General features: G+C 47.2%; 10 protein-coding genes. 5 read left to right on the top strand and 5 right to left on the bottom strand.

Going from position 1 to position 23,839, the window contains the following annotated elements:
• Positions 1 to 90 precede the first annotated feature (90 nt).
• The gene (gene seqA, locus XDD1_RS06175; RefSeq protein ID WP_045969617.1) at positions 91 to 624 is read right to left on the bottom strand and encodes a replication initiation negative regulator SeqA; all 534 of its coding nucleotides are present in this window, start codon (positions 622 to 624) and stop codon (positions 91 to 93) included.
• Positions 625 to 883: 259 nt separating this feature from the next.
• On the opposite strand from seqA, the gene ybfF reads away from it, so the two are divergent.
• The 4 genes from ybfF (at position 884) to XDD1_RS06155 (ending at position 5,724) form a co-directional block, all read left to right on the top strand.
• Entirely contained in the window at positions 884 to 1,663 is a 780-nt protein-coding gene (gene ybfF, locus XDD1_RS06170; protein ID WP_045969615.1) for an esterase, read from the top strand.
• 294 nt (positions 1,664 to 1,957) lie between these two features.
• Entirely contained in the window at positions 1,958 to 2,695 is a 738-nt protein-coding gene (locus XDD1_RS06165; RefSeq protein ID WP_045969614.1) for a class I SAM-dependent methyltransferase, read from the top strand.
• Positions 2,696 to 3,086: 391 nt separating this feature from the next.
• A complete protein-coding gene (locus XDD1_RS06160) occupies positions 3,087 to 4,124 on the top strand; it encodes a methyltransferase (protein WP_045969612.1) in 1,038 nt (345 codons plus the stop codon).
• A 58-nt stretch (positions 4,125 to 4,182) separates the two neighbouring features.
• Positions 4,183 to 5,724, top strand: a complete 1,542-nt coding sequence (locus XDD1_RS06155) for an FAD/NAD(P)-binding protein (protein WP_170235718.1) — start codon at positions 4,183 to 4,185, stop codon at positions 5,722 to 5,724.
• Between the two features lie 82 nt (positions 5,725 to 5,806).
• Here XDD1_RS06155 and XDD1_RS06150 read toward each other — a convergent pair whose 3' ends face one another.
• Positions 5,807 to 6,616, bottom strand: a complete 810-nt coding sequence (locus XDD1_RS06150) for an inositol monophosphatase family protein (protein ID WP_045969608.1) — start codon at positions 6,614 to 6,616, stop codon at positions 5,807 to 5,809.
• A 225-nt stretch (positions 6,617 to 6,841) separates the two neighbouring features.
• On the opposite strand from XDD1_RS06150, the gene XDD1_RS06145 reads away from it, so the two are divergent.
• Positions 6,842 to 7,582 (top strand): class I SAM-dependent methyltransferase, encoded by a 741-nt coding sequence (locus tag XDD1_RS06145; protein WP_045969606.1) that lies wholly within the window; start codon positions 6,842 to 6,844, stop codon positions 7,580 to 7,582.
• Positions 7,583 to 7,715: 133 nt separating this feature from the next.
• On the opposite strand, the gene XDD1_RS06140 is transcribed toward XDD1_RS06145, so the two are convergent.
• From XDD1_RS06140 to rtxA, 3 genes are all read right to left on the bottom strand, one after another.
• Entirely contained in the window at positions 7,716 to 8,369 is a 654-nt protein-coding gene (locus XDD1_RS06140) for a DUF4276 family protein (protein WP_045969604.1), read from the bottom strand.
• A complete protein-coding gene (locus tag XDD1_RS06135) occupies positions 8,366 to 9,457 on the bottom strand; it encodes an AAA family ATPase (RefSeq protein WP_045969602.1) in 1,092 nt (363 codons plus the stop codon). Before XDD1_RS06135 ends, XDD1_RS06140 begins: the two co-directional genes overlap by 4 nt.
• A gap of 168 nt (positions 9,458 to 9,625) precedes the next feature.
• The gene (gene rtxA / locus XDD1_RS19855) at positions 9,626 to 23,824 is read right to left on the bottom strand and encodes an MARTX multifunctional-autoprocessing repeats-in-toxin holotoxin RtxA (RefSeq protein ID WP_045969600.1); all 14,199 of its coding nucleotides are present in this window, start codon (positions 23,822 to 23,824) and stop codon (positions 9,626 to 9,628) included.
• Positions 23,825 to 23,839: the final 15 nt, after the last annotated feature.

The following is a 23,839-nucleotide window of genomic DNA, read 5'->3' as shown; positions in this document are numbered from 1 at the left end:
TTTATTATTTCTCCTGGGAGAGCGCACCGGCTTATCGCCAGTGCAGTGCTAATAAATTAAGCGATTGGATGATAGGGCAACTAACTAAAATTAAATAGTGCCACACACTCTCTCAATCAAATTTGCCGGAAACTTCATATCCTGCATGATATGTTCAATCATGCTGCGTTTACGGTCAGTATTGGTATTGGTGATCACCCAAAAAGGAGTGCCGGGAATATGACGAGGCTTGGTTTGCTTACCGCTGGCTAATAAAGTGTGCTCATCACCGGCGAAATAGGTACGAGTACGGCCGTGCATCGATTCCGTTGCTTTGGTGAAACTCTCGCTGTTCAGGCTATACAGTGTAGACAGGGTCAGCATAAAACGCTCAACCGATTTTTTCTTTTCAGCGTACTCATCAGAAAGCAATAATTCACGAATAACGCGGACAGCATCACGGGAACGGGCAGCCGGGGTCTTAACAACAGGTGCAGGGTCGTTGGCAGGCTCTGTGATTTGTACTGGCTGCCCGGCGTCCAACTTCAATATGCGCCGTAAAATATCAGATGCACTTTCACCGATATGCAGAGTTTGGCTTGCAATAAAGCGGTAAAGGTCTTCATCAACTTCTATCGTTTTCATTTCTATCCAGTACTGTTCTTAATGAAAAAATTATCTTGCGATTATAAGATATAATGCCACAAAACAAAACAATTAAACTTTCAATAACTTAAAGTGATTCCTTTTAAAATTGAGAATCCGCAAAAAAGTGACTTTCCTTTAAAATAAATCAAACAGTTACAACTATTTCATTCCGCTGGGTTTGTCACTGCTCACGTATCATGATATTAAGCATCTCAATATTAAACAGGGTATAAACGCTATTAAACTCAGGCAAATTATGAAGTCAAATCGTCAATTAAATTATCATTTCCACACACCGGAAAATCCGCAATCATCAACGCCCATTGTCCTGATTCATGGGCTTTTTGGGGATTTAAACAATCTGGGGATCTTGGGGCGCGATTTACAGCAATATTATCCGGTGATCCAAATCGATGTGCGTAACCACGGTATTTCCCCACGGATGGAAAACATGGATTACCGCGATATGGCACAGGATGTCCTGCAACTCCTTGATGAGCTGAATGTATCCAAGGCGGTGATTATCGGGCATTCCATGGGGGGGAAAATCGCCATGACTATGACGGCAATGGCACCAGAACGGATTGAAAAAATCGTCGTGATTGATATGGCTCCCGTCGCTTATCCCGTCCGCCGCCATGACCGCATTTTTGCCGCACTGAACAACGTCACGGCATCTGGAGTACAAACCCGGCAAGCCGCGACAGAAATTATGCGTCAGGATATTCGGGAAGACGGCGTGATTCAATTTCTGCTGAAATCGTTCCGTCAAGGGGAATGGAAATTTAACCTGCCGGTTTTGCAAAAAGAGTACGAGAAGATTATCGGTTGGGAAACTATTCCCGCATGGCATGAACCCGCCCTGTTTATTCGCGGCGGAAATTCAGATTATATTACTGAAACCTATCGTGAAAATATTATCAGCCAATTTCCCCAAGCAACCGCATGGGTTGTCGTCGGTTGTGGGCATTGGGTTCATGCAGAAAAACCTGAGGCGGTACTCAGGGCAATTCATCGCTTTTTAGGCACAAAATAATGACATTATCAACCCATTGAATGTGGGTTGATAAAAAAAGAACCAATACTAATATAAAAATAATGATATCTAATTTATTACTGATAACTTAATATATGCTCGTTGTACTTCAAGATGCATTTATTATCTCCCGTAACGTAGGGAAATAATAATTTTCTTTCGTCTTGCGATCCGCAACTTGATGTTTATAGAGTATCAAACAAATAAAAATAATCAGAAAACATTACGTCAGTAATAAATAATATATTCTACAGAAAGATAAAACACCTTCATTTTAATTAAAGGAAAATAATTATGAAAGATAACATCTTATATAATCCTATTGCACATCTTTATGAGAGTTTTTCCGACGCCGGCGCCCAAATTAAAATAGAAACTCGAACCATCTTCAATTTGGCGGGGGATATAGAAGGCAAATCAGTATTAGATTTAGCATGTGGATATGGTCTATTTAGTCGGGAATGCAAAAGCCGCGGTGCTGCAAAAGTGATTGGTGTCGATATATCAGATAAAATGATAGAAATTGCCAAGAACAAATCGCAACAATCTGGCGATGGTATAGAATTTCATGTCAGGGATGTCAGCAAGATGGAATCATTTGGTAAATTTGACCTGATAGTTGCAGCCTGGTTATTCTGCCATGCGGAATCACTTGAACAACTTGAAAATATGTTTCGTGTCATTGCCGATCATCTTAAGCCTTCCGGTAAACTCATTGCTTATACATTTGAACCTGATTATCGCTTAGAAAAAGGGAACTATAAAAATTATTGTATAAACGTTCTGAGTGAAGAACCAATAAAAGAAACAACCCTTGTAAAGGCTGAATTTCTTACTACCCCACCCAGCCCTTTCACTATGTATCGCTGGAACCGAGAACAGTATAAAGATGCAATTATTAAAGCAGGTTTAACACAATTTGAATGGCACAAGCCAATGTTGTTGGAGAGCGATATTGAGAGCTATCCTCCGGGTTTTTGGGATATTTTCCAGAAAAACTGTCTTGATGCCGCTCTTGTTTGTCAACGCTAACAAAATAATCCCTCATAATTTTTATGGGGGATCATTTTACCCTTATCCTTTCCCCTTTCGGCGCGAGGGGTAAGGACGCATTTGTTAATACCTCCCCATATTAATAATACATTTTTATTCCGTTCTAATAACGCTGGTTATTTTCAACCTCACTCACAAGACACTTAATTATCCTTATTATCAACATGATATAAATTTAAAAATACAACAATAGGATTTTCTTGTGAAAATAACGCCGATCATTAATTTCACCTTAATAACAATGACCATAACAATATATTTGCACATAAGATTTTTTATTGTTGTCAGAACTACTCTTTTTCGGTTAAGAATATTCTTAAAATAACAATAAATTTTTCTATTTTTTAACTAACAACAAATGGGCATTGATATGAACACACTCAATTATAACGACACAGCAATTATTTCCAACGATACATCATCCGCTTTACACCTACTTCATCAAACAATGGGTTACACCTATCAAGCTGCACTTCGTGCGGCTACCGTTCTCGGTGTCGCCGACCATTTAATTGATGGATCAAAAACCGTGTATGAGCTGGCCCAAGCCGTCGGGGCCCAAGAGCAACAGCTACACCGGGTACTGCGGTTACTTGCCACGCGGAACATCTTTCACGAGATTGAAGAAAAACGGTTTGCACTCACACCGGCAGCCGAATTCTTACGCACAGACGTCAACAATTCCCTGCGAGCCGCAGTCTTGATGCTGACTGACAAGACATTTTGGCAACCGCTCGGTGAAGTTGTAGAAAGCGTTCGCGGTAATCCAGCTTTCAAGCACATCTACGGCCTTCCTTTCTTTGATTATTGGGCGCAAACAGGTATGCCTGCTGATGACTTCCACGTCGGTATGTCCTCAATGTCAAAGGTGGAAAATCTGTTTCTGGTGCACAGTTATGACTTCCCGAAAAATGCAACCGTGGTCGACGTGGCCGGCGGATTTGGCGGCCTGTTACTGAGGGTGCTACAGGATAATACCACTCTGCGCGGTATCCTTTTCGACAGACAACACGTACTGGACAGGCACGAACTTGGGGCACTGGGTGATGATACGCGGTGGGAGCTTGCATCCGGCGACTTTTTCGAATCATGTCCTCAGGGTGATATCTACCTGCTCAAATACATTATGCACGACTGGCCTGACGAACAATGTATCAGCATTCTGCGTAACTGCCGGAAAGCTATGGCGCCTAACGGGCGGGTGCTGGTGATGGACCCGGTGATCCCTGATGGCAACATTTCGCACGCAGGTAAGGAAATGGATCTCCTCTGTATGGGGATCTACGAAGGAGGACGCGAGCGAACAAGGGGTGAGCTACAACAATTGTTGACTCGTGCAGGCTTGAAACTCAATCGTGTCATTGATACAGGTTGCTATGTATCGATTGTCGAAGCCATTGCCGAATAAATTCCTTCTACATTAAGGCAGATAGATAAAACTTCCTTATTAACATATAGGGGAAATAATGATGTCTTTTCAAAAAAGAAGTCTTGCAATTGTAGGAGGTGGTGCGGCGGGAGTGACGACATTCATCGCGGCAGTACAACACCGTGCGGCACAAGTCATTTATATCGTTGATCCTGGACCTATTGGTCCAGGCATGGCATTTTTCAATTTGGATGGCGATATACTCTGCAACACCTCCGTCGATACGATGTCAGTCGTATCAGATAACCCTTTGGATTTTCTAGATTACCTGCATGAACATGGTCATGCCGTTACACCGGAATCTTTCGTGCCACGGCAATGGGTAGGAAACTATCTGAATGAAAGATTTTCAGAATTTAGCGCTATTGCTCGTCAGGCCGGTATTGATGTTTTTCATGTGCCTCATTTATTTAGGCAATTGAAGGTAAACTCACATCGTCGTTATACGCTTTGGTACGGTGATGTCCTGGCACCTAAACCGCTGGAGGTGACTGACGTTATTTTCTGCACAGGTTTTGGCGCTTCTCGCATTCCTGACGCTTTGAAACCACACTTGGCTCATCCAACTTTTATTCATTGTCCCTATCCAGAGACAGGTATGTTAACCAAAATACCCACGAAATCACGGGTATTGGTTATCGGAAGTAAACTTTCGGCAATCGATGCGGCTATTCTGCTTTGCCGTGAAGGCCATCATGTCACCATGACATCGCCGTCAGGAGATATTCCCGCTGTTCGTTCGCGATTTATGCGCAGCTCTGGCGCCTTCTTTGAGCATAAAAGCATGACATCAATAATGACCCATAAAGGAAATCAATCGACAAACTTTTTTCCTGATTCATTGAAGCATGCGTATCTCAAATATTTTCGCCGTACTTTGAATAAGTACACAAAAATACCCTGGCGAGAACAGTTTTCTAATGCCAATAGTTATCGAGAGCGTCTTCGTGAAGAAATATCGATTGCAGAGCAAGGAAAAAGCCAATGGCAAGATATCACAGTCAATTTTATGGATGTCATTAACGAAATACACCTAACAGATAAAACCTATTTTGATGGTACGTTTCATCCCAACGTTGAAAAAATGCTTCACCGATATATTACCGCCATTGCTTTGCCCAATGCACGAAAGCTCCTGCACTATATGGATAGTGATGTTCTTACCATTCAGCAAGGCGCCATTCTAAATGTCGTCGTAGAGGAGGGAGAAAAAGGGGCTTGGTTAGTCAATTTAGGGCAAGATTATCAACGGTTTGATGCAGTTGTTACTGCGGTTGGTTATCACCGCCCTTATTTCGTCATTGACGAGAACGGGCAACTTGAGATTGACGCTTACGGACATCGTTCAGAATGCGCAGTATCAATCTCGCCAGAAATGGCGGCCAGCCATCCCTACTTTAAGGAAAAGGAAAGTATTTGGTTTGTCGGAACACCTGCACACAGGCGGTTATGGGTACCCAATGCCTTGGTCGTGGTTGCAAATATAGCGACTCGGGTGATTAACAATATGAGGAGAATCGATATTCCGGTCGCATCAACCGTCGGCAACCATGAAAAAGATCTGGTCATCAGCAAATAATTGTAACCGCTCCACCCAACATGGATTTTCCTCAGGGTTTCCCACTAAAGAGGAAGATCCATGTTAAACAGAGGGATATGGTTTAATCCGCAGTAATCGATGGATTCATTATCCTCACAACACTATCAAGCAATTTTGGCGTACATGCCGATACCAAGCTGCCACCAAATATAACTTTTTCCCGACTGCCATTTAGCGTACAAAAGTCACCACCCGCTTCTTTAATGCAAGGCAGGATGGCAGCACTATCCCACGGTTTCATTAACGTATCGATAGCACAATGCAGACGGCCGGCAGCCACCATCGCGTGTTGGTAGGCATCATTAACAAACGTAAAATCACGCGCCGATTTTACCAATGACTCTAAATTATAAGCGACCTTCCCATCGGCAAGATGATAGCGGGTGCTGTGTATCCCTGAGGCAGCGATCACCGCCTGCTCTACCGTTTCCGGAGAATTTTGGGTGATCTTGAGTTGGCGCAACGGTTTACCTTCGATACTCATCCAACAACCTTCACCTTTTGCCGCATAAACAACGGTTGAAATTGCCGGAAAACTCATTACCCCAACCACAGGTTCGCCTTGTTCAACAAAAGCAATCAAGGTACTGAATAACGGAATGCCATATAAAAATGCTCTTGTCCCATCAATAGGATCAATGATCCACCCCGATTCAAATTCTTCCGCCCCATTCAAGCCAAACTCTTCTCCCCAAATTGGCACACCAGGGCTACGTTTTCCAAATATATCCCGAATTTCTGCTTCCAGCATTAAATCAGTTTGGGTAACAACGGAACGATCGGGTTTGTAATCAAACAATCCCGCACCGCCAAAAGCATCCTGAGTCTTTTCTCTTAGCGTGTTTACTGCTTCAAGGGCTATTTGCAACATCTGTTTATGATTCCATTTATTGTAGGGTAGAGTTCTTTTGTAAAAAGAAGAATTATACACAAAGTACAACACAGAATTTAATATATAACCAAATAGATGATCTAATGATAAAAATAATTATATCGGATATGTGACTGATATTTTATTGTACGACAGCGAGATAACAAATGAAAAAATAAACAGACTGTGAGTACTATCCTAATACTTAATAAGGGAACCATGATTATGCAAGAAGAGATACATTATGATTCTATTGGGGAAGGTTATGAACACTTCTACAATTCTGTCCCCCAACGCAAAGTCGAAGTGCGCACTTTATTTGATATGGTCGGTGATGTTCAAGGAAAATCGGTTCTGGATTTAGCCTGTGGCTATGGTTATTTTGGTCGGGAATTATATCACCGTGGTGCATCAAAAGTCGTTGGGGTCGATATCTCTGAAAAAATGATCGCACTGGCCAAGAAAAAATCAACGGAATACGGCGATAACATTGAATTTCATGTCGCAAATGTGTCTGATATGCAATTAAATGAAAAATTCGATATTATCACCGCGACTTTCTTATTTCATTATGCCAAATCCATTGTAGAACTGGAAAGTATGTTTCGTTCTGTCGCTAATCACCTTAAACCTTCGGGTAAATTAGTCGCTTATATGGCTGCACCAGATTATCAATTAGAAAAAGGCAATTGCCATAATTATGGTTTGAATATTCTCAGCGAAGAACCCTTACAAGGTGGTTTCATTCACCAAGTGGAATTTATTACCACTCCCCCTATTCTATTAACTTTCTATCGCTGGGATCGTGAAACTTATAAAAATGCGATTCACAAAGCAGGTTTCGGTCATTTTGAATGGAGAAAACCGATGGTGTTAGAAAGTGATATTGAACGTTACCCTGCGGGTTTTTGGGATACTTACCAACAAAATTGTATGCATACGGGACTGACCTGTTGGATGCCATAGCATTTGCTATAAATAGTGTATTTTAATACCAACTCTAGATAAAATATGCCCCCAATAATTTGGGGGATATATTTTAGCTATGTCTCGACGGATTGTTTTATATTTCCCTATTCAGGGACTTGAAATCTATTTTTCAGGGTCTTACCTTCAGAGCCATTATCTTATTTAACCACTGATTGAAATGCGGGCATTGTGAGCAAATTACATCCAAACCAATATCACCCGCGATAAGTGGACCATGCAAAGTCTTATGGTAATTGGGAATTATTGCCAAAATACGCTTGGATGGCGCAGTTTGTGGTCTGTTATTGATATTTTCAGGGTTAACGAATTGAGCTTTTATGGCTTGTAATGCGGCAATAGGCGCATTGTCATCAAGCCAATCGGCAAATTTTTCGGGTTGGCAAAATAGCAGCGCTTCAAATTCATGCAGTAACAGATTGGGAATAAAATTAGCCTGTCCGATATCATCAGCGAAAGCTTGCTCCAGCTTTGTTACCCGTTCATTAGCAGTATTATCTTGTTGTTCGTTATAATCAGGGAAATCCGTAGGCAGACCATAGTAGTCGATTAGTGTTGTGACAAAAGCCCTGGGATCTTGTCGGCATAAACGGGTAATCTGGTGTTTCACCTTGCCATAACTCGTAATCCCGCCTTTTTGACTGGGGCTCGTCTGCGCTAATATTGGTGTCAGGTAAATTTGTTGTGCGACAAAATAAGGGGTTAATACATCCCGCACGAAAGTTTCTTCCGTTTGCCCTTCTACAAAAACGTTGATACGGATCATCGTTGTGGTCTCCCTCCGAGTAAATTTTTCTTCCATAATTCACCAAGGCTGTAGTCTTCAAGCCATTCTGAAAGAGTTTCATTATTCAGGCGGTTAAAGGTGGATGTTCCTTGTTGTTTATCGACAACAATCAAATCGTCAGCATCAAATTGATTAACCAGCTCAACTGATTGGGTAGAAATAATCAGTTGGTGTTTATTGCTGGCATTTTTAATTAGACCAGCCAGTACGTTGATGGCATAAGGGTGAAGTCCGAGCTCTGGTTCATCAATAATAATTGAGCCAGGCATATAGTTTTCGGGTTGCAGCAACACCGTCGTCAATAGCATAAAGCGCAAAGTACCATCGGATAACTCACTGGCTTTAAAGGGAATATCCTGTTCTTTTTCTGTCCATTCAAGTTGAATATAATCGGCATTATCCGGCGTGGGGCGTAAATAAAAATCACCAAAAAAGGGAGCGACCATTTGAATGGTTTTAATAATCCGTTTGTAATGCAGGTGATGATGTTTTTGCAAACGATATAAAAATGCGGCTAAATTAGCGCCATCTGCCCGTAAATAGTCATTATCATTAATACGATGGGTTTGTTTAACTTTGGCACTATCGCTTGTATCATGAAAATGATATACCCGCCAACGGAGCATGGTAGGTAAAGTATAACCCCCAACGTTGGCCTGATGCTTATCAACATGAGATTCAAAGTGCCCGGCACCAATATCGTAATCGCCCTTGATGTCACAAAAGAGTGATTCATGTTGAAACATCATACGATTATCATTGGTGGGCTCTAGTCCAAATTTATAGCCATTGTGACCAAAATAAAGTTCAGCATTCATGGACTCCGTTTTTTTACGTCCAAAATGCAACAAGGTATCGGGTCCCCCCTTTTTGCCAACGAGAGATTGTAAACGATGATCAAGCATGACGGCGATCAAGTGGAAAAAGCTGATAAAATTGGATTTTCCGGCACCATTGGCTCCGATGAGGACATTCAGGCACCCCATTTGTAAATCACATTTTTCGATAGATTTGTAGCCTATTATCTTAACTCTGCTTAAGTGATCATGATTAGTTATTGGTTTCATCATCTTGCCCTTTTCAGCATCATGTGATTCAGATATGTCCTATTTTAGGGTAAACAATAGGGTAAGTAACCTGAGTATGACAAAAGAATAAGCCGTCACTGAATATTACCTGCTTAGAGATAAATATCCTGATGACGGCTTAAGATTAATTAAACCAATTTAGGTCAATTAAACCAACTTCGCTTTCCCGTTTGTCGTATCCGACCACGCAGTCACAATGGTTGATTTTGTTTTATTGTCAAGCGAGTCAATAAACCCACTGTCACCCATCTTAGGCGCAAATCCACTCATGGCCTGCACCAAAGAATCCACGGCATTGGCAGAGAATGCCGTATATTCACGCTCGCCTTGTGCGTCTTTATCCCCCATTTGGGTGATGATATCCGCACGGTTGCCATCGAAGTAATTGTTGAAGGTCACAGAACCCAAAGCTTCAAACTGCCCCTGTGCGGAGGTATCTTTGACATGACGCTGCGTCAGCAGAACCAAATCGTAACCGCTGCGTTGGAACCACAGGTTTTGCCAGTTGATATTATCGTTGAAGATAATCTTGTCGCCCTGCTTGATATCTTCAACCACGTTATCAATCACATCCCCGCTGACCACAAAGCGATTAACGCCCGTGCCACCCTTGAAGCGGTTTTGATAGCCGCCCAGTACCAGCAGATCATCACCCTCACCGCCATTAAGCTGGCTGAACTTGGAGACGACATCGGCAATCAGGTGATCATTACCTGTCCCCCCATTAATGACTGAGTGATAACCCATCAGTTTGATGGCATTGTTGCCCGTGCTGCCATCGATCTGGTTATGGTTACCGAATACCGCCGCAAAGTCGTTACCCTCTCCCAGATTAACCTGATTATTGTTGCCGATGGTAACAACGTAATCCTGATCTTCGCCGGCATGAATGCGATTAAAGTTGCCGGAAGCCACGATATAGTCGCGTCCCTTACTGCCACTGATCACACCGCCTTCACCAAAGACAAAGGCTTGGTCATCACCCTCACCCAGATAAGCGTAGTTAATGCGTCCGACCAATACCGCAACATCGTTGCCCGTACCGCCAAACATCATGTTTTCACGCCCCATCAGAACGCCCGTATCATGACCTTCACCGCCTGCGAAGATATTCGAGGTGCCGACGGAATAGAAGGTGTCATCACCACGGCCGCCCCAGAAGTTGTTGTTATCTCCCAGATAAGCACCGAGATCCTTACCGTCACCGCCCCAGTTAAAGTTGTAGTTACCGAGGGAGACGTTCATATCACCATCACCTTGCAGGTGGCCACTGTTATGCAGGAAATCAAATGTTTTCTCCTGTATGTTCAGTAAGTCGGCGGTCAGGTTCTCTTTCAGGTTGGTGACCTGTGATCCCACCTTGGCTTGCTTATCCTTATCGAACAAGGTGGCAAACAGGTTCGGCATATCCAGTGAAGGCAACCCAAATGGGCGATCAGTTTGCGGTGCTGATTGCTCCCCTTTACCAATGGAAACCTGCCCTTCCTGACTTTCATCAGGCGCTTTTGCTTTCAGGCCGTGGCTTTCAGCAAAAGATTTCACCCCATCAGCCCCGATATTCAGCCCGGCTTCCAGACTGTTGAGCAATTTTTCCGGATCGGTGAAGGCTTGCAGTTGGTCGCCACTGAATTCACCGATGATTTCCAGCATTTCACGCAGAATGGCAACGCCATCCACCGGCTGGCCTGAGCGGGAGACAATGCCGCCTTGCGGGGTATAATCCACGCCAAAGATATCCGCCAGTGTGGTGTCCGCACCGACACTTGCCAGATTCCCCAGCAACTTGTTTTTGATCTGACGTGGCAAATCCGTTGGCGTAAAGGTAAACGGATTTTTCGCCAGCCCCGTCGAGGTGTAATCCTGGGTCATCAGACCAAACAGTGAACCCAAGTTGGTATCCAATATCGATTGAATATTGTCACCGAACATAAAGTTCCAGTTACCGGTTGTGACCTGAATATCGGCACCCTGCCCACCCACTGCAAAGTTGAAGGCCAGCTTTTCATTCGCCTGACGGAACTTGTCCGCCCGACTCATTTTACCCATTTCCGGAGTATTGCCTTTGCCACTCAACCATTGGTTGTATTTCTTGTTCAGGGTGTTTTCGAGATCACTTCTCAGGCCACGGCTGCTGCGTTCATTTTGCGAATCCAGATCGGTCAGGGTCTGATAATCCACACTGCTGGTCAAATCAAGACCGGACAGATCGCGGACATATTTCTTCGCTCCTTCCAGAGTCCATTGTTGATCTTGTTTCGCCAGCCAATCGGGTGAATTAAACGATCCGGCAATCTCTTGCAGTACGCCAGAAATACGGACAGCTCCCTCAAACGGGTTAACCAACGGAGGAGTTGGGATGGATTTCTCCAGCATTACGATCAGATCGTTACTGCGCCCCAAGTTAAAGCTGACGTTCCGGTTGCCCATGAACAGTTGCGCACCTTCCAATGCCCGATAGCCGGCGATATCCACACTGTGCTTGCTGTCGCCATCACCAATATGAACCATGACGTTGTTATCGCCGAAGGCCAGAGACTTAAAGCCGCCTGTGCCGACCTTGATACCGACATTGCTGGTTCCCCAGTTCATGACCGTAAATTCGCCATCACCCGCCTGTACCTGAATATTGCCGGAATAACTCAGTTGATTATTGGATGATTTTGCTGCGGAATGATTATCCACGGCATCGTGTTGTTTTGGTGCATGAAATGTTTGGGTATTTTCCGCAATGGCACCTTGTGCTTTGGCACCAACATCGGTTTGCCCCACGCGGGACAGGATGATATCACTTTCAGAGATACCGCGGCGCACTCGTTCAGCGTGGCTTTCCACCGCACCTGCGTCATTCCAACCCAACACGATCTTGTTATCCGTGAGCTTGTGAACCCATTGTTCCCGCGCATCTTTCGTGTATTTACGGCCAATACTGTCCACCGCAACTTCGCTGCTGCGCGCCGATACCGTGGTACGAATGCCATGCTCATCCAGTGCCGAAATAAAGCGGCGGGCAAAACCATCGCGTTTGTCATCGCTGATCAACGAGCAACCGACCAGACTGATATGGTCAGGTTTACCGATCTGTTTGAAATCGGTACTGAACTGTTTCAGTCTCAAGGCCAGTTCATCCGCACTGTAACCACTGATGCGAGTGTGGTTTTGTGCGGATTCTTCACGCCCATGCCCAACTATCTGCCAGCGTAATTTGCCGGACTGTAATTGACCGGATAATGCCGCCGGATCGCCATACACCACGCGATATCGACCATCAGCATCAAGCTGAACAATCACGCTGGAATCTGGGTGCTTACCAGCCAGATTCGCGGCCGCTTTAGCCGCAACCGGATCATTTTCCGTCTGGATAATAATCTGACCATTAAAGCGGCTATCACTCCCTTCACTTTCAGATTGCGGTTTGACCTCAGCACGTTCCCACGAATCGACATCGTGGTTATTGACGATTCGGTCAATCCCTTCCGGCGCATTGTCCTTAGATACATCACCTTTAAGTGGTACTTTCACCTCATCAGTTACACTGATATCTCCCGATACCTTGAGGGTTAATTGGCCGACGGTCGGGTTAGCAAATACCTTATCGATATTCGACTGTACAAGGTGTGCCGCCTGTTTGAAATTGTGACTTTCAACTTCAACCAGTACCTTCTCACCTTTCTTCGCGGTCACTTCCAGCGTCACCGCATCATCACGGTAATCGACCACCCGTCCCGTAATGTTTGAACCGAGTTTGAAGGTCTTGTCCTGCTCTTTCAGCGCACGCAATACGTAGGGTTGTTCACCTTCACGTGCCTGTTTCCAGACCCCGTCATACTGGGTAATGGTGCCATCTTCAAACGTATTGTAGTTAACGTAGAAGCTTTGATCTTTCTCTTGGCTGGCCAGGTATTCATAACCAAATTTGGATTTATAGCCGGTTATCATTCCCTTATGGAAAGAATCCATAAAGCCTTTAAAGGCTTGATAGTTATCAAAAGACTTGATACCAAAGTTAGGATCATAGAACGACCAAACGGTTTGGTTTTCCCCTTTATGCACGGTCACTGCCATTGCGTGATCTTCAGACATAAAGGACATATATGTCGTTTTATCTACTTGACGTAGCTGTTCCATCACGGATTCATAGCCAGCGACATCATTACTCAATGAACGGTCGATTCTGTTGCCCGTCAGTCCATTGGCTTTGAGCTTGCCGCCATAGGCTTGATTGGCTTTCTCACGATCGACCAGATTGGACATATTTTGTGTTTGGCTATACTGCATTGAGAGCAGATCTTGAATGGCCGAACCGATATTCTGACGGCGATACTGATTCAGCAAAGCGGTTTCAACCGAATGGATGTCACTCTTTTTATTCACCACATTGTCATTGTAGGCTTTGACCGCATCCGTCAGCCACGACAAATACGCTTTACCGCCACCCACGCCATGTACCCGCTCTTCCATCAGATAACGGCCAGACAAGGCGAAACAGATACCTTCCAGAAATTCTTTTGACTCAACGTGATTACCCTTCGTCAGGAGTACGTTGCCAATTTCCGGCACCAGTTTTTCAAGATTATTGAGCAGGGATTCTCCCTGCGTGAAGTGGAAGGAATACTGATCCAGCTCTTTCCCACCTGACTTCGCATCAAAGAGCGTATAAAGGGCTTTTTCCACCAACCCTGTTTTTACGCGGCCATTTTCAGGCTGAGGATCAGAAACAGGGTCAGAAACAGAAAGTGTTGAGACAATCTTATCCGCATATTGGCTCATCAAACGGCTGCTGTCTTCATGACCATAGAAGGTCTGTTCACCCGCGACCTGATAACCTGCTTCGGCAAGCTTGGCACGCAGTTTTTCCCCTGCTTCGCCCAATCCTTCATTGTCGGTTAACAACATGATTGGCGTCTGCTTCGAGATACCTTGCAGGTTTTTCTCCACAGAGAAACGACCATTGACCGATTTCGCCAACGCGCCGGTCAGCCCTGCCGGATTCGGCACTTCATGGGCAGTAATGGCTTTGGTCATGCTTGGCATTGGCCGGTCGAGCAACAAACCGGACACCGCCTGTCCGTTGTGTTCAGCATAACGCGCCAGATCCGCCGCAATCGGCCCACCCATAGAATAACCATGAATGATGATATGTTCCGGCTTGATACCGCGATCATTTACCAGATAACGGAACATCGTGCGGGCATCCTGATACAGCCCTTTCTCGCTTGGATGGCCGTCACTGGCGCCATAGCCGCGCAGGTTCACCGCCAGCATATCAACGCCTTGCTTTTGGTAGTGGCTTTGGATAAAACTCGCTTGCTCTTCCGCAGAGGAACCGGAACCATGAATGAAAAGCACCACCTTTTTCGCCGGGTTATCTTTACCCTGATGAGATTCACCCTGATGCAGTTCACCCTGATCTTTCTGATCGCCGTGATGGTAATAACCGGTCAGACGTCCCGCGTCACCCTGTAGTGTGATCTTGTTCGCTGTACCTTTGGTGACTGCCTCATCCAGGATTATCTGAGTACCATACCCGACGTTACGCCGATCTTCTCTGGCACCATAAAGCTCACCGTTAAGGAAACGGGCGATTGGATTGAGCGGCTCTTTGTCACGCGGTGGGGTGCCGTCGTTGTCAATCGCCACTTTTTCCAGCGCCTTGTCTTTTTTATCCGACTGACCCAGTGCTTCCAGAGCTTCATCGGCAACCTGATTCGGCTTATGCAGGTAAGTTTCAATCTGCGCTTCCTGCAAGGTCTGCGCATAATTAAACAGCTCGGTAGGTGTCCAGATACCCCATTTTGGCCGCCATGTATGGCCAATAACGTTATCAGCACCACCCGCCTTAAGGACTCTGGCAACAATACTTGAACAGTTATCTGTCAGAAGCTGGTAACGGGCATCCGGATCCTGGCTGATTTTATGCCATTCCGCCTGCATCGCCGCCATATCCAATCCTGCCAGATTGATACGGAAGACCCGTCCCTGATCGGCTTCACTGGCTTTGAAATCCTGCGTGTCACTCAGTTCACGCTCTGCGAACTGGCGAATAACATGAGCAGTGCGTTTTTCTATCACTTCAGGAGAGTATTGTTGTTTCGCGGCGGTACGCAGCGTTTCGGCAAACGCTTTGCCCAGTTCAAATACGTCAACGCCGCCGGCTTCCATCTGTTGCACAAACGGTCGCGAAATGTATTCCGGTATCCCCGAAGATTGCAGAAACTTAGGATTCTCAAGCATCGTTATGCCAAGGTTGTCACTGAAATCCGCAAATTTTTCATCAACCCCTTTGGCCGCCTGAAGTTTTTCAATAAATTTCTCCAGCTTGTAGGTGCCGTCCTGCATACCAAATTTATCGCCCTCTTCAGAACCTACGTCCGATTCCAGTGCGGTATTTTGGCCGGCTGGCTGGCTGAAATCACGCCAACGCAGCTTCAAATCGGGATATTGCTCAGAAGAGACATTGAAAATGCGGCGAATATCGGACGATTTGCTCCCTTTCGGCCACCAACTGACGTAGTTTTTCTGGTTGAATTCACCCGCATCTTCTGCATTGATCTGAATACGCCCTTGCCCAATTTGCAGGGCAGCATGTCCCAGGCGGCTATGATCACTCGGTTTCCAGACAAACAGCGTGGCGCTGACCGGAGACAATTGTTGTTCAATGGCCTGATGGACTTTTCTCAAGCCTGAAACATCAATGCCCTTACCATCTTTTGCCAGATCACGGGCTTGCACGTTGGCGAAGACGGCATCAGCGATGGGCTGGCCATATTCCCCGCTCACCGCCGCCTTGATTTGCTCAACCGCGTTTTCCGCACTTTGTGCTTTCAGGGCAATCTGAATATTGGATTTGCCACGGGTCACAAAGTCCCCTTGCTCATCAAGATAAAGATGTTTGGTCTCTTTGAGATTGGCATTGCCCAGTTTGTTGTAGAGATCGCTGAAACTGCCTTTGCCTGTGCTTGCCAGCGTGGGTTCGGCCAGTACCCGCGATTCTTCCATACGCACATTGAGCTGTGACAGCAGGTTTTTCAGTGCCGGTGTACGCGCTGAATCGGGATGCCCCAGCAGATAACCTTCAACCTGATGACGCAAGTGGGTCAGTTTTTCCACGGCTTCCAGAGAGTAATCTTGGTGGTCTTGCCGGATATTCCCATAGTCCTTGAGCGCATCCAGTACCTGCCGATAACTGTCACCCAGAATTTTGCCCTTCACATAAGCCGCTTCCTGCAACTCATTCGCAGACATCAGGTCAGTTTTCGGCAGGTAGTTCCAGCGACCTTCCACTTTCTCGGCAAGAATGCGGGTGCGTCCCTGTTCGTGGGAAACCATACGGCCTTCCGCCAGATATAATTCGTCAGGCAGTTGGTCATAATTGTCGTAATTAGCCAGAATAAAACGTTCAACCGCTTTGATCTGAGCCGAATCTGTCGGATCTTCTACCATGATGGTCTTGAATTCATCACTCTGATGACCCGGCCACGGACGGACTTCAAAGCCGTCATCGTCGTCAGATTCACGCACCAGCAAATTGCGCTCGGTACGCAATCCATAGAATGGCAGCGCTTGGTTCAGCAGGTTATCGATGGCACTGGTTTTGATATCCAGATCAACCAATGTGTCCGGCTGGTATCCTGTCGGATTCAATGCCAGCAGCTTCTCCTGCTCTGCAAAACTGAGTGAATCAAAACGCGCTTTCACGGCAACACCGGCTTCTGTCAATCGGCGGCCTATGGATTCAGGTGACATTCCCTGATAGGCTTCGGCAGGCTTATCCAGCAGGCGGATTTCGCCCACCAGCCCTTCACGTTGCAATTGACGCAATACCGGTAATTCCACATTCCAGAAATAGTTGCCAAGGCGTAATCCCCCTTCCGCAATCACATAAACATCGTCACGCGATCCCGTTGCATAGAGGGAACTCCAGAATCCGGTATTGCTGCGGGTCGATGCGCTAATGGCCGATTGCAGGGCTTGCCGTTCCTGCTCCGGGATGTCAGAAGTGTATTCGAGCATATTGCTCCAGCGCTGGAGCTGTTTGTTCAGATCAATCGCAAAAGCGTTACCCTTGACATCAATGTCGTAAACCACTTTCTTGCCATCAGTCTGTGCGGCATCAAGAACCTTACGGTACGATTTGAAGTTTTTGCCAGACCAAAATGAAACAATACTCTTATCACCATGCACAGGCGCGAAGCTATAATCATAGCTTTCCAGCCGCAAAACCAATTCGACACGCTTGTCCCAGTCGTAATCGATGGTGGCATCAACAAACAGTTTTGCCAGTGAAGTGTGCTGCTCTTTCGGTACTTTTTCGCCACAATACTCTAAGTAGCCTTCAATGGAAGCCACCATTTTCTGTCTGATCTCATCCGGAATGTCTGCATCCACGCGATCAAACCCCGGCACAGGAATGTATTTTTCGCTGGCCAGATCGTTGTCGCTATCCAGCCAACGGTAAACATCCGCTACTTTCTGCGCCCTGATTGCGGCAGTGGATTCGGTGGCTGAACTCTTCACGGCTTCTTGCTGAATATCTTGCCGAATAAGTTCTTCGCCCAGTGCTTGCAGGCCGCTGAGATCCAGTCCTGAAATTTTCGGTGTGTTTCTGACCCACTCAGTCACGACAGCCGCGGGTGGATTAACCGATTGATTAACGGATAGTTCGCTATGACCAGAGGTCAGTGTGGATTTTTTAACCCGTATTCCTGCATTGATCTGTAAACGATTCAGGGCTTCTTTGGCATGGCCAAGTTCGTTCAGATCTTCATCCAAATAGTGCAATTCTTCACTGAACCCACCGTCAGCCTGAACGGTTGATTCAGGATTAATGCGACTCTTGGATTGTTCTGCTTTTTCAATGTTTTCAGAGTCGTGGGATTCATCAGTGTTACCTGACAGACCGCTGCCGGTTGCGCCTGTGCGCTGCGGCTTATAACTGCCATCCAGTTTGGCACCCTTGGCGTCATGTTGTACTTGCGCGGTTTTGCTGTCTGCCGCGGAGATTTCATGCTGACCACGTTGTTCTGCTTTTTGCGCGGCTGATTCGCCATCACGTCCCGCCTGATAAGCCCGTTGTTCATCGCTGAGGGCTGCTTTTTTCCGGTTTTCGGCCTGGAGACGAGCATCTTCACTATCCTGCTCGGCATGTTGACGGTTTTGTTCCGCGTTGAGTGCGCCGGCTTCTGATTTGGCAACCGCCTCTTTGATATCGCCCAGACGCCCCGCGGCCGCTGTTTGGGCGTTATCTAATTGGTTCCGTGCCGTCTCGTTTGCTTTGTTCAATTTGGTCTGAACACCTTCCAACAACCCATGAGCAAATTTATCACGATGCTGTTGACCGGATTTCCCATGATAGGCGGCATGGCTGTCCAGCGCTTCCAAGCCCTTGGCTTTTGCCAGCAGTTCATCGGTCACTGCCTGAGCTTCTCCCTGGATCGCATCACGCTGGGTTTGCCCATTTGCGTTCAGTGCCGCCAGATCGGTGGCTTCCAGTTGTGCCTGTGTACCCGAAATGGCGTCCAGTTGTTTATCACGTTCCTGTGCCAAACGCTCGCGATCGGCTTCTGCCTGTTCCTTATCCTGCAAGGCGTTCTGCGCGGCTTGATCTTGCTGCACATAGTCAGCAACACCACTGTCTGATCGTTCGGATGTTACAATCACGTTATCCAGAACATAGCCCAAGCCATCATTCAAGCCTATTCCAGAAAATTCCAGTCGGTTACTGCCAGCCTTGGCCGTTAAGGTCAACGCTTTGTTTTGCCATTCTGTATTGCCATTGGCAGCCGCAAAAACAACCTCGCCATTCCACCACACTTCCAGCCCGTTATCCGCTGAGCTGCCGACACGTCTTGCAAAATCAAACTTAACGACAATTTCTTCACCCGCCGTCAAATTCTGAATATCCTGATAGAGATGCGTGTTGCCGTTGACATCAAGCTCACTGACTCGCTCACCATGCCCTTCAACACTGAGGCCGTATGCCTTAGCTGAATGGCTGGCTTCAATACCATTGGTATGCTGCCATCCCGCAGTGCCTTGCTCAAAATCACCATTGACGATCAAGTTGCGTGACTGATTTGGATTCAGGTGATTTTCATTGCCGAGTGTCTTCTCAATACGGCCAAGATCAGGAGACTCAACCCCCGTCACCGCACCTTGCAGGCTGTTTTGCAAATCCGAGGTCACTTCACCGATTTCGGTCAGTTTAAAGCCATTCAGGGAAGAGACTGCCGGCAGGTCAATAGCCCCGCGTCCCTTATGGGTGCCTGAGGTATTGGCATCATCGCCATTCACCAGATAGTTGATCCCCTGACTGCCGGCCACACCCAGCAAGGTCTGCTTGATATTGCTGAACAGCGTCCCCAGTTTATCGCTCTGCGTATTGCTTTTTGCCACGGCAAGGCTATAGAAATCCCCGTTCCCCACCTGAATGGCCACGTTGTTGCGGGCATAAGAGGCGTGGATGTTTAAGCCATCACCCACATGGATATTGGCGTTGCCCTCACCTTTCATGACGGAAACATTCAGGCCGTCACCGACTTTAGTGTTAACGTTGAGTTTACCCCACGCCACATTGACGGAAACACCATCACCCACCTTGGTGTTGATATTCAGGTCGCCATGCGCCGCTGTCACGCTCAGGCCGTCGCCGACGGTTGTCGTGATGTTGCCCTTGCCTTTGGCGGCGGTGACTTGTATGCCGTCACCCACTTTGGTGACCACATTGCCCTGACTCCACAGTGCGTTAAAGCTGTCACCATCACCGATTTGGGTCACGATATTGGCATCACCCTTGGCAAGCACGACATTACGGCCATCGCCCACTTTGGTAATGACGTTAGCTTTGCCCCAGGCACCGGTGTAATCATCACCATCACCCACATGGGTCACGATGTTGGCTTGCCCCTGAACGACCGTCACTTCCTGACCATCACCCACTTTGGTGATGATATTTGCATCACCTTTGGCAAAGCTATCACGATCACCGTCACCCGCATGGGTCAGGACGTTAGCCTTGCCCCAGGCGGCATGAATGGCTAACCCATCACCCACTTTGGTGATGATGTTGGCATCCCCTTTGGCAAACCCGACCGTCGTGCCGTTACCCACATGGGTCATGATATTGCCGATTTTGGAAATCAACAGGCCGACCGTGGTTCCATCTCCCACTTTGGTCAGAATATTGCCCTTGCCAGCCAACACGGCAGCTGTTGTACCATCACCGACATGCGTCACGACGTTGGCCTCGGAAGCCGCGACAACGCCCATAAAATCATCACCGACTTTGGTCACGATGTTGGCTTTGCCTAATGCCAATACCCCGGTCAAACCGTTACCGACATGGGTCATGACATTGGCTTTGCCAAACATGGCGGCCAGTGTGGTGCCATTCCCCACTTTGGTCATGACATTGGCTGTACCCGCAAACAAGCCGATGCTGGTACTGGCTTTATCGTCACGGATCACGTGAGTATAAATATTGGCTTTACCCACCATCAGCGCCGCCGTCAAACCTGTGCCCACTTTGGTCAGGACGTTCGCCCCGCCAATCATGGCGGCAAAGGTGGAGCCATGACCAATCTGGGTAAAAACATTGCCTTTGCCAATCATGGCAGACAGCGCATCGCCGTCACCGACTTTAGTGGCAATATTGCCTTTGGCGATCATCAGGGCAACACTCATGCCATCGCCCACCTGCGTGAACACGTTACCCAACGCCAACATCAAGGCCAGTGCATCACCGTCACCGACTTTGGTGAAGATATTGCCCGCGCCGCCCATCAGCGCCCAGTCATTGCCGTTACCCACATGGGTGAAGATATTGCCTGCACCGATCATGGCCGCAATCGCGGTGCCATCCTTCACTTTGGTAAAGAGGTTACCTGCGCCTGCCATCACGCCCAGTGTCTGGCCGTTACCGACATGGGTCAGAATATTCCCCAGACCAAACATGATGCCGGTGGTATCACCATCGCCGACTTTAGTCAGGATATTGGCACCGCCCAGCATAATGCCGGTGGTTTTGCCCTCGCCAATATGGGTCAGCACATTGGCACCACCGCCCATAACAGCCTGTACATCACCTTTGCCCTTTTTCGTCAGCACATTAACGCCACCCAAGGTGACTGCCGATGTCTTTGAGGTGCCGGCATCAGCCGCATCATGGTTGCTGATATGGGTAATAATATTGGCACCACCAAACATGGCGGATTCCAGATCGCCTTCACCCATTTTGGTCAGGATATTCGCGCCGCCGGCCAGTATTGAGGAAACTTTGCCGTTCCCCTTTTGGGTCAGGACATTAGCCCCACCGATACCAGACCAGAAAGCATCACCATCACCGATTTGGGTATGGGTATTAAAACCGCCGCCCATGGCGATCCGGCTGTTACCATTGCCTTTGTGAATGGAGATATTGCCCACTGCCAGCAGATGGGCCAGGTAGCGGCCATCGCCCACGCGCACCAGTACGTTGGCGGCTCCCCCCGTGTTGACATCCAAATCGCCATATTGCGCTTGATGGAGAATGACGTTGGCAATACCCGCACCGTTAAAGGTGACATTGCCGCGCGTGACGTTGGATTTAATGACATTGCCAGCCCCCGCGCCGATAAAATGAATATCCCCCGAACTTTCCCCGCTGTCAGTGGCGGATTTGAACAGTTCAAGATCTTGATATTCATGCATATCCGACACACGGGCGGAAATGGTGCGTTCGGTATTCACACGATAATGCAAGTCACTCAGCGAATAGCTGCCGGTTCCCATCGGGTTATAACCGTTGTCAGCCGAGAAAGTTTCGTTGGCAAAATCCGGGGAACGCTCACTGAACTTGTAGCAAGGACGCGCAAAATATTGCAGCACGCCGGTCTTGGGATCGTTTCTCAGTTCAACCACCACCACCTTCTTGTATCTGCCAAACGCCTTGGCATAAATATAGGTGTTTGGCATCCGGTTGGATTTCACCGCCGTCACATCGACCTTAGTTCCATCCCCGTAAACGGCATAACCGCCCATTTTGGCATCGGACAAGGTGATATCGGCGGCGTTAATCAGGACACCACCACCATAATTCACCCATTGGTTTTCCGTCAGTTTTTGCTCAACAGCATCAATGGATACGGCTTTCCGTTGTTCAACCGTCAGGTTTGACAACGTATAGGCACCATCAGCGTTAACGGCCTGAAAACCTCCCCCTGCCGAGATATCCTGTTTATCCAGCCCCTTGAGATGTTTCCCGACTTTATACCATGCCGTCGAGTAGTATCTTAATTTGCCGGTTGCAGGATCATTGGAGAGCTTAACCTTATTGATTTTCGTATGAGTCCCATCCTCAAACGCAAACAGGTAGGTGTTCGGCTCCCGTGCCGATTTAAACCCTGTCACCTGATGAGAGGCGCCAATCCATTCACCACTCATGGTGGCATGGGTCAGCACAACCTCTTCCGCTTTGGCATATTCTATCCCTTCACTGCCGAAATCATTGCCTGCGCCCTTGCGGGTAATTTCGTTATAACCGCCCGCACCTGTGAAATGGATATCACCGTGTGCCACATCGGAGTAGAGGCTATTGTACCCGCCAACGCCGTCAAACCGGATATCCCCTCGGGTTTCAGAGTAGACATCATTTACCTGACGGGTACGCTCAACACGGTTATACGCTCCCGCGCCGCCCAGCGTAATATCTCCCGCCTTACCCTTGCGATTAATATGGTTATAGGCACCGGCGCTGGTAAAATGAATATTCCCCGTCTCGACTCTGGAACTGATAACGTTCGCTGCGCCGGCACCGTCAAAGGTCACATTTCCCTGAGAGCCTTGGTAGTTGTTAAACCAGGTACGGTCGATCTTATTGCCGGCACCTGCACCTGCAAAAGAGAGATTGCCTTGGTTGGTTTCATGCCAGAGTTCGTTGTAGGCACCTGCGCCCTTGAAGCTGATATCACCCTGCAAACCTTTGCGAGTGAGGCTATTGTACCCGGCTGCCCCAGAATAAAAGATGCCACTCTTGTCACCGGTATGGTTGATTTTCACCGCACCAGAAATGCCTTCATATGTTATCGGGCCGCTCTGTGTCTTATTGATCGAAGTGTAACCACTTCCCCCTTTGACCGTGAGATCGCCGCCTGTATCATGGATATCCAGATACCCGGCACCCCCGACAATCGTATCGTGTCCCCATGTCGTATTGACTCTTGCCGCAAGGGAACCCACAACAATATAGTCATTCCCGCCATAAGCATTAATGACGCCGCCAAAACCGATGGCAGTGATATTGTTTCCATCGTCATCATCTTCATATACACCGGTAAAGGTATACGCTAAGCTACGACCGACTGATTTTCCCATAAATAATCCTGATAT

The sequence above is a fragment of the Xenorhabdus doucetiae genome (assembly GCF_000968195.1).
Lineage (GTDB): Bacteria > Pseudomonadota > Gammaproteobacteria > Enterobacterales > Enterobacteriaceae > Xenorhabdus > Xenorhabdus doucetiae.
This window is presented reverse-complemented; position numbering and strand designations above follow the sequence as displayed.

Coding starts and splice junctions, on each gene's coding strand:
- XDD1_RS06140 (WP_045969604.1), bottom strand. CDS start 8,369: ATGATCCGTATCAACGTTTTTGTAGAAGGGCAAACGGAAGAAACTTTC.
- XDD1_RS06135 (WP_045969602.1), bottom strand. CDS start 9,457: ATGAAACCAATAACTAATCATGATCACTTAAGCAGAGTTAAGATAATA.
- ybfF (WP_045969615.1), top strand. CDS start 884: ATGAAGTCAAATCGTCAATTAAATTATCATTTCCACACACCGGAAAAT.
- XDD1_RS06150 (WP_045969608.1), bottom strand. CDS start 6,616: ATGTTGCAAATAGCCCTTGAAGCAGTAAACACGCTAAGAGAAAAGACT.
- XDD1_RS06145 (WP_045969606.1), top strand. CDS start 6,842: ATGCAAGAAGAGATACATTATGATTCTATTGGGGAAGGTTATGAACAC.
- seqA (WP_045969617.1), bottom strand. CDS start 624: ATGAAAACGATAGAAGTTGATGAAGACCTTTACCGCTTTATTGCAAGC.
- XDD1_RS06160 (WP_045969612.1), top strand. CDS start 3,087: ATGAACACACTCAATTATAACGACACAGCAATTATTTCCAACGATACA.
- XDD1_RS06165 (WP_045969614.1), top strand. CDS start 1,958: ATGAAAGATAACATCTTATATAATCCTATTGCACATCTTTATGAGAGT.
- XDD1_RS06155 (WP_170235718.1), top strand. CDS start 4,183: ATGATGTCTTTTCAAAAAAGAAGTCTTGCAATTGTAGGAGGTGGTGCG.
- rtxA (WP_045969600.1), bottom strand. CDS start 23,824: ATGGGAAAATCAGTCGGTCGTAGCTTAGCGTATACCTTTACCGGTGTA.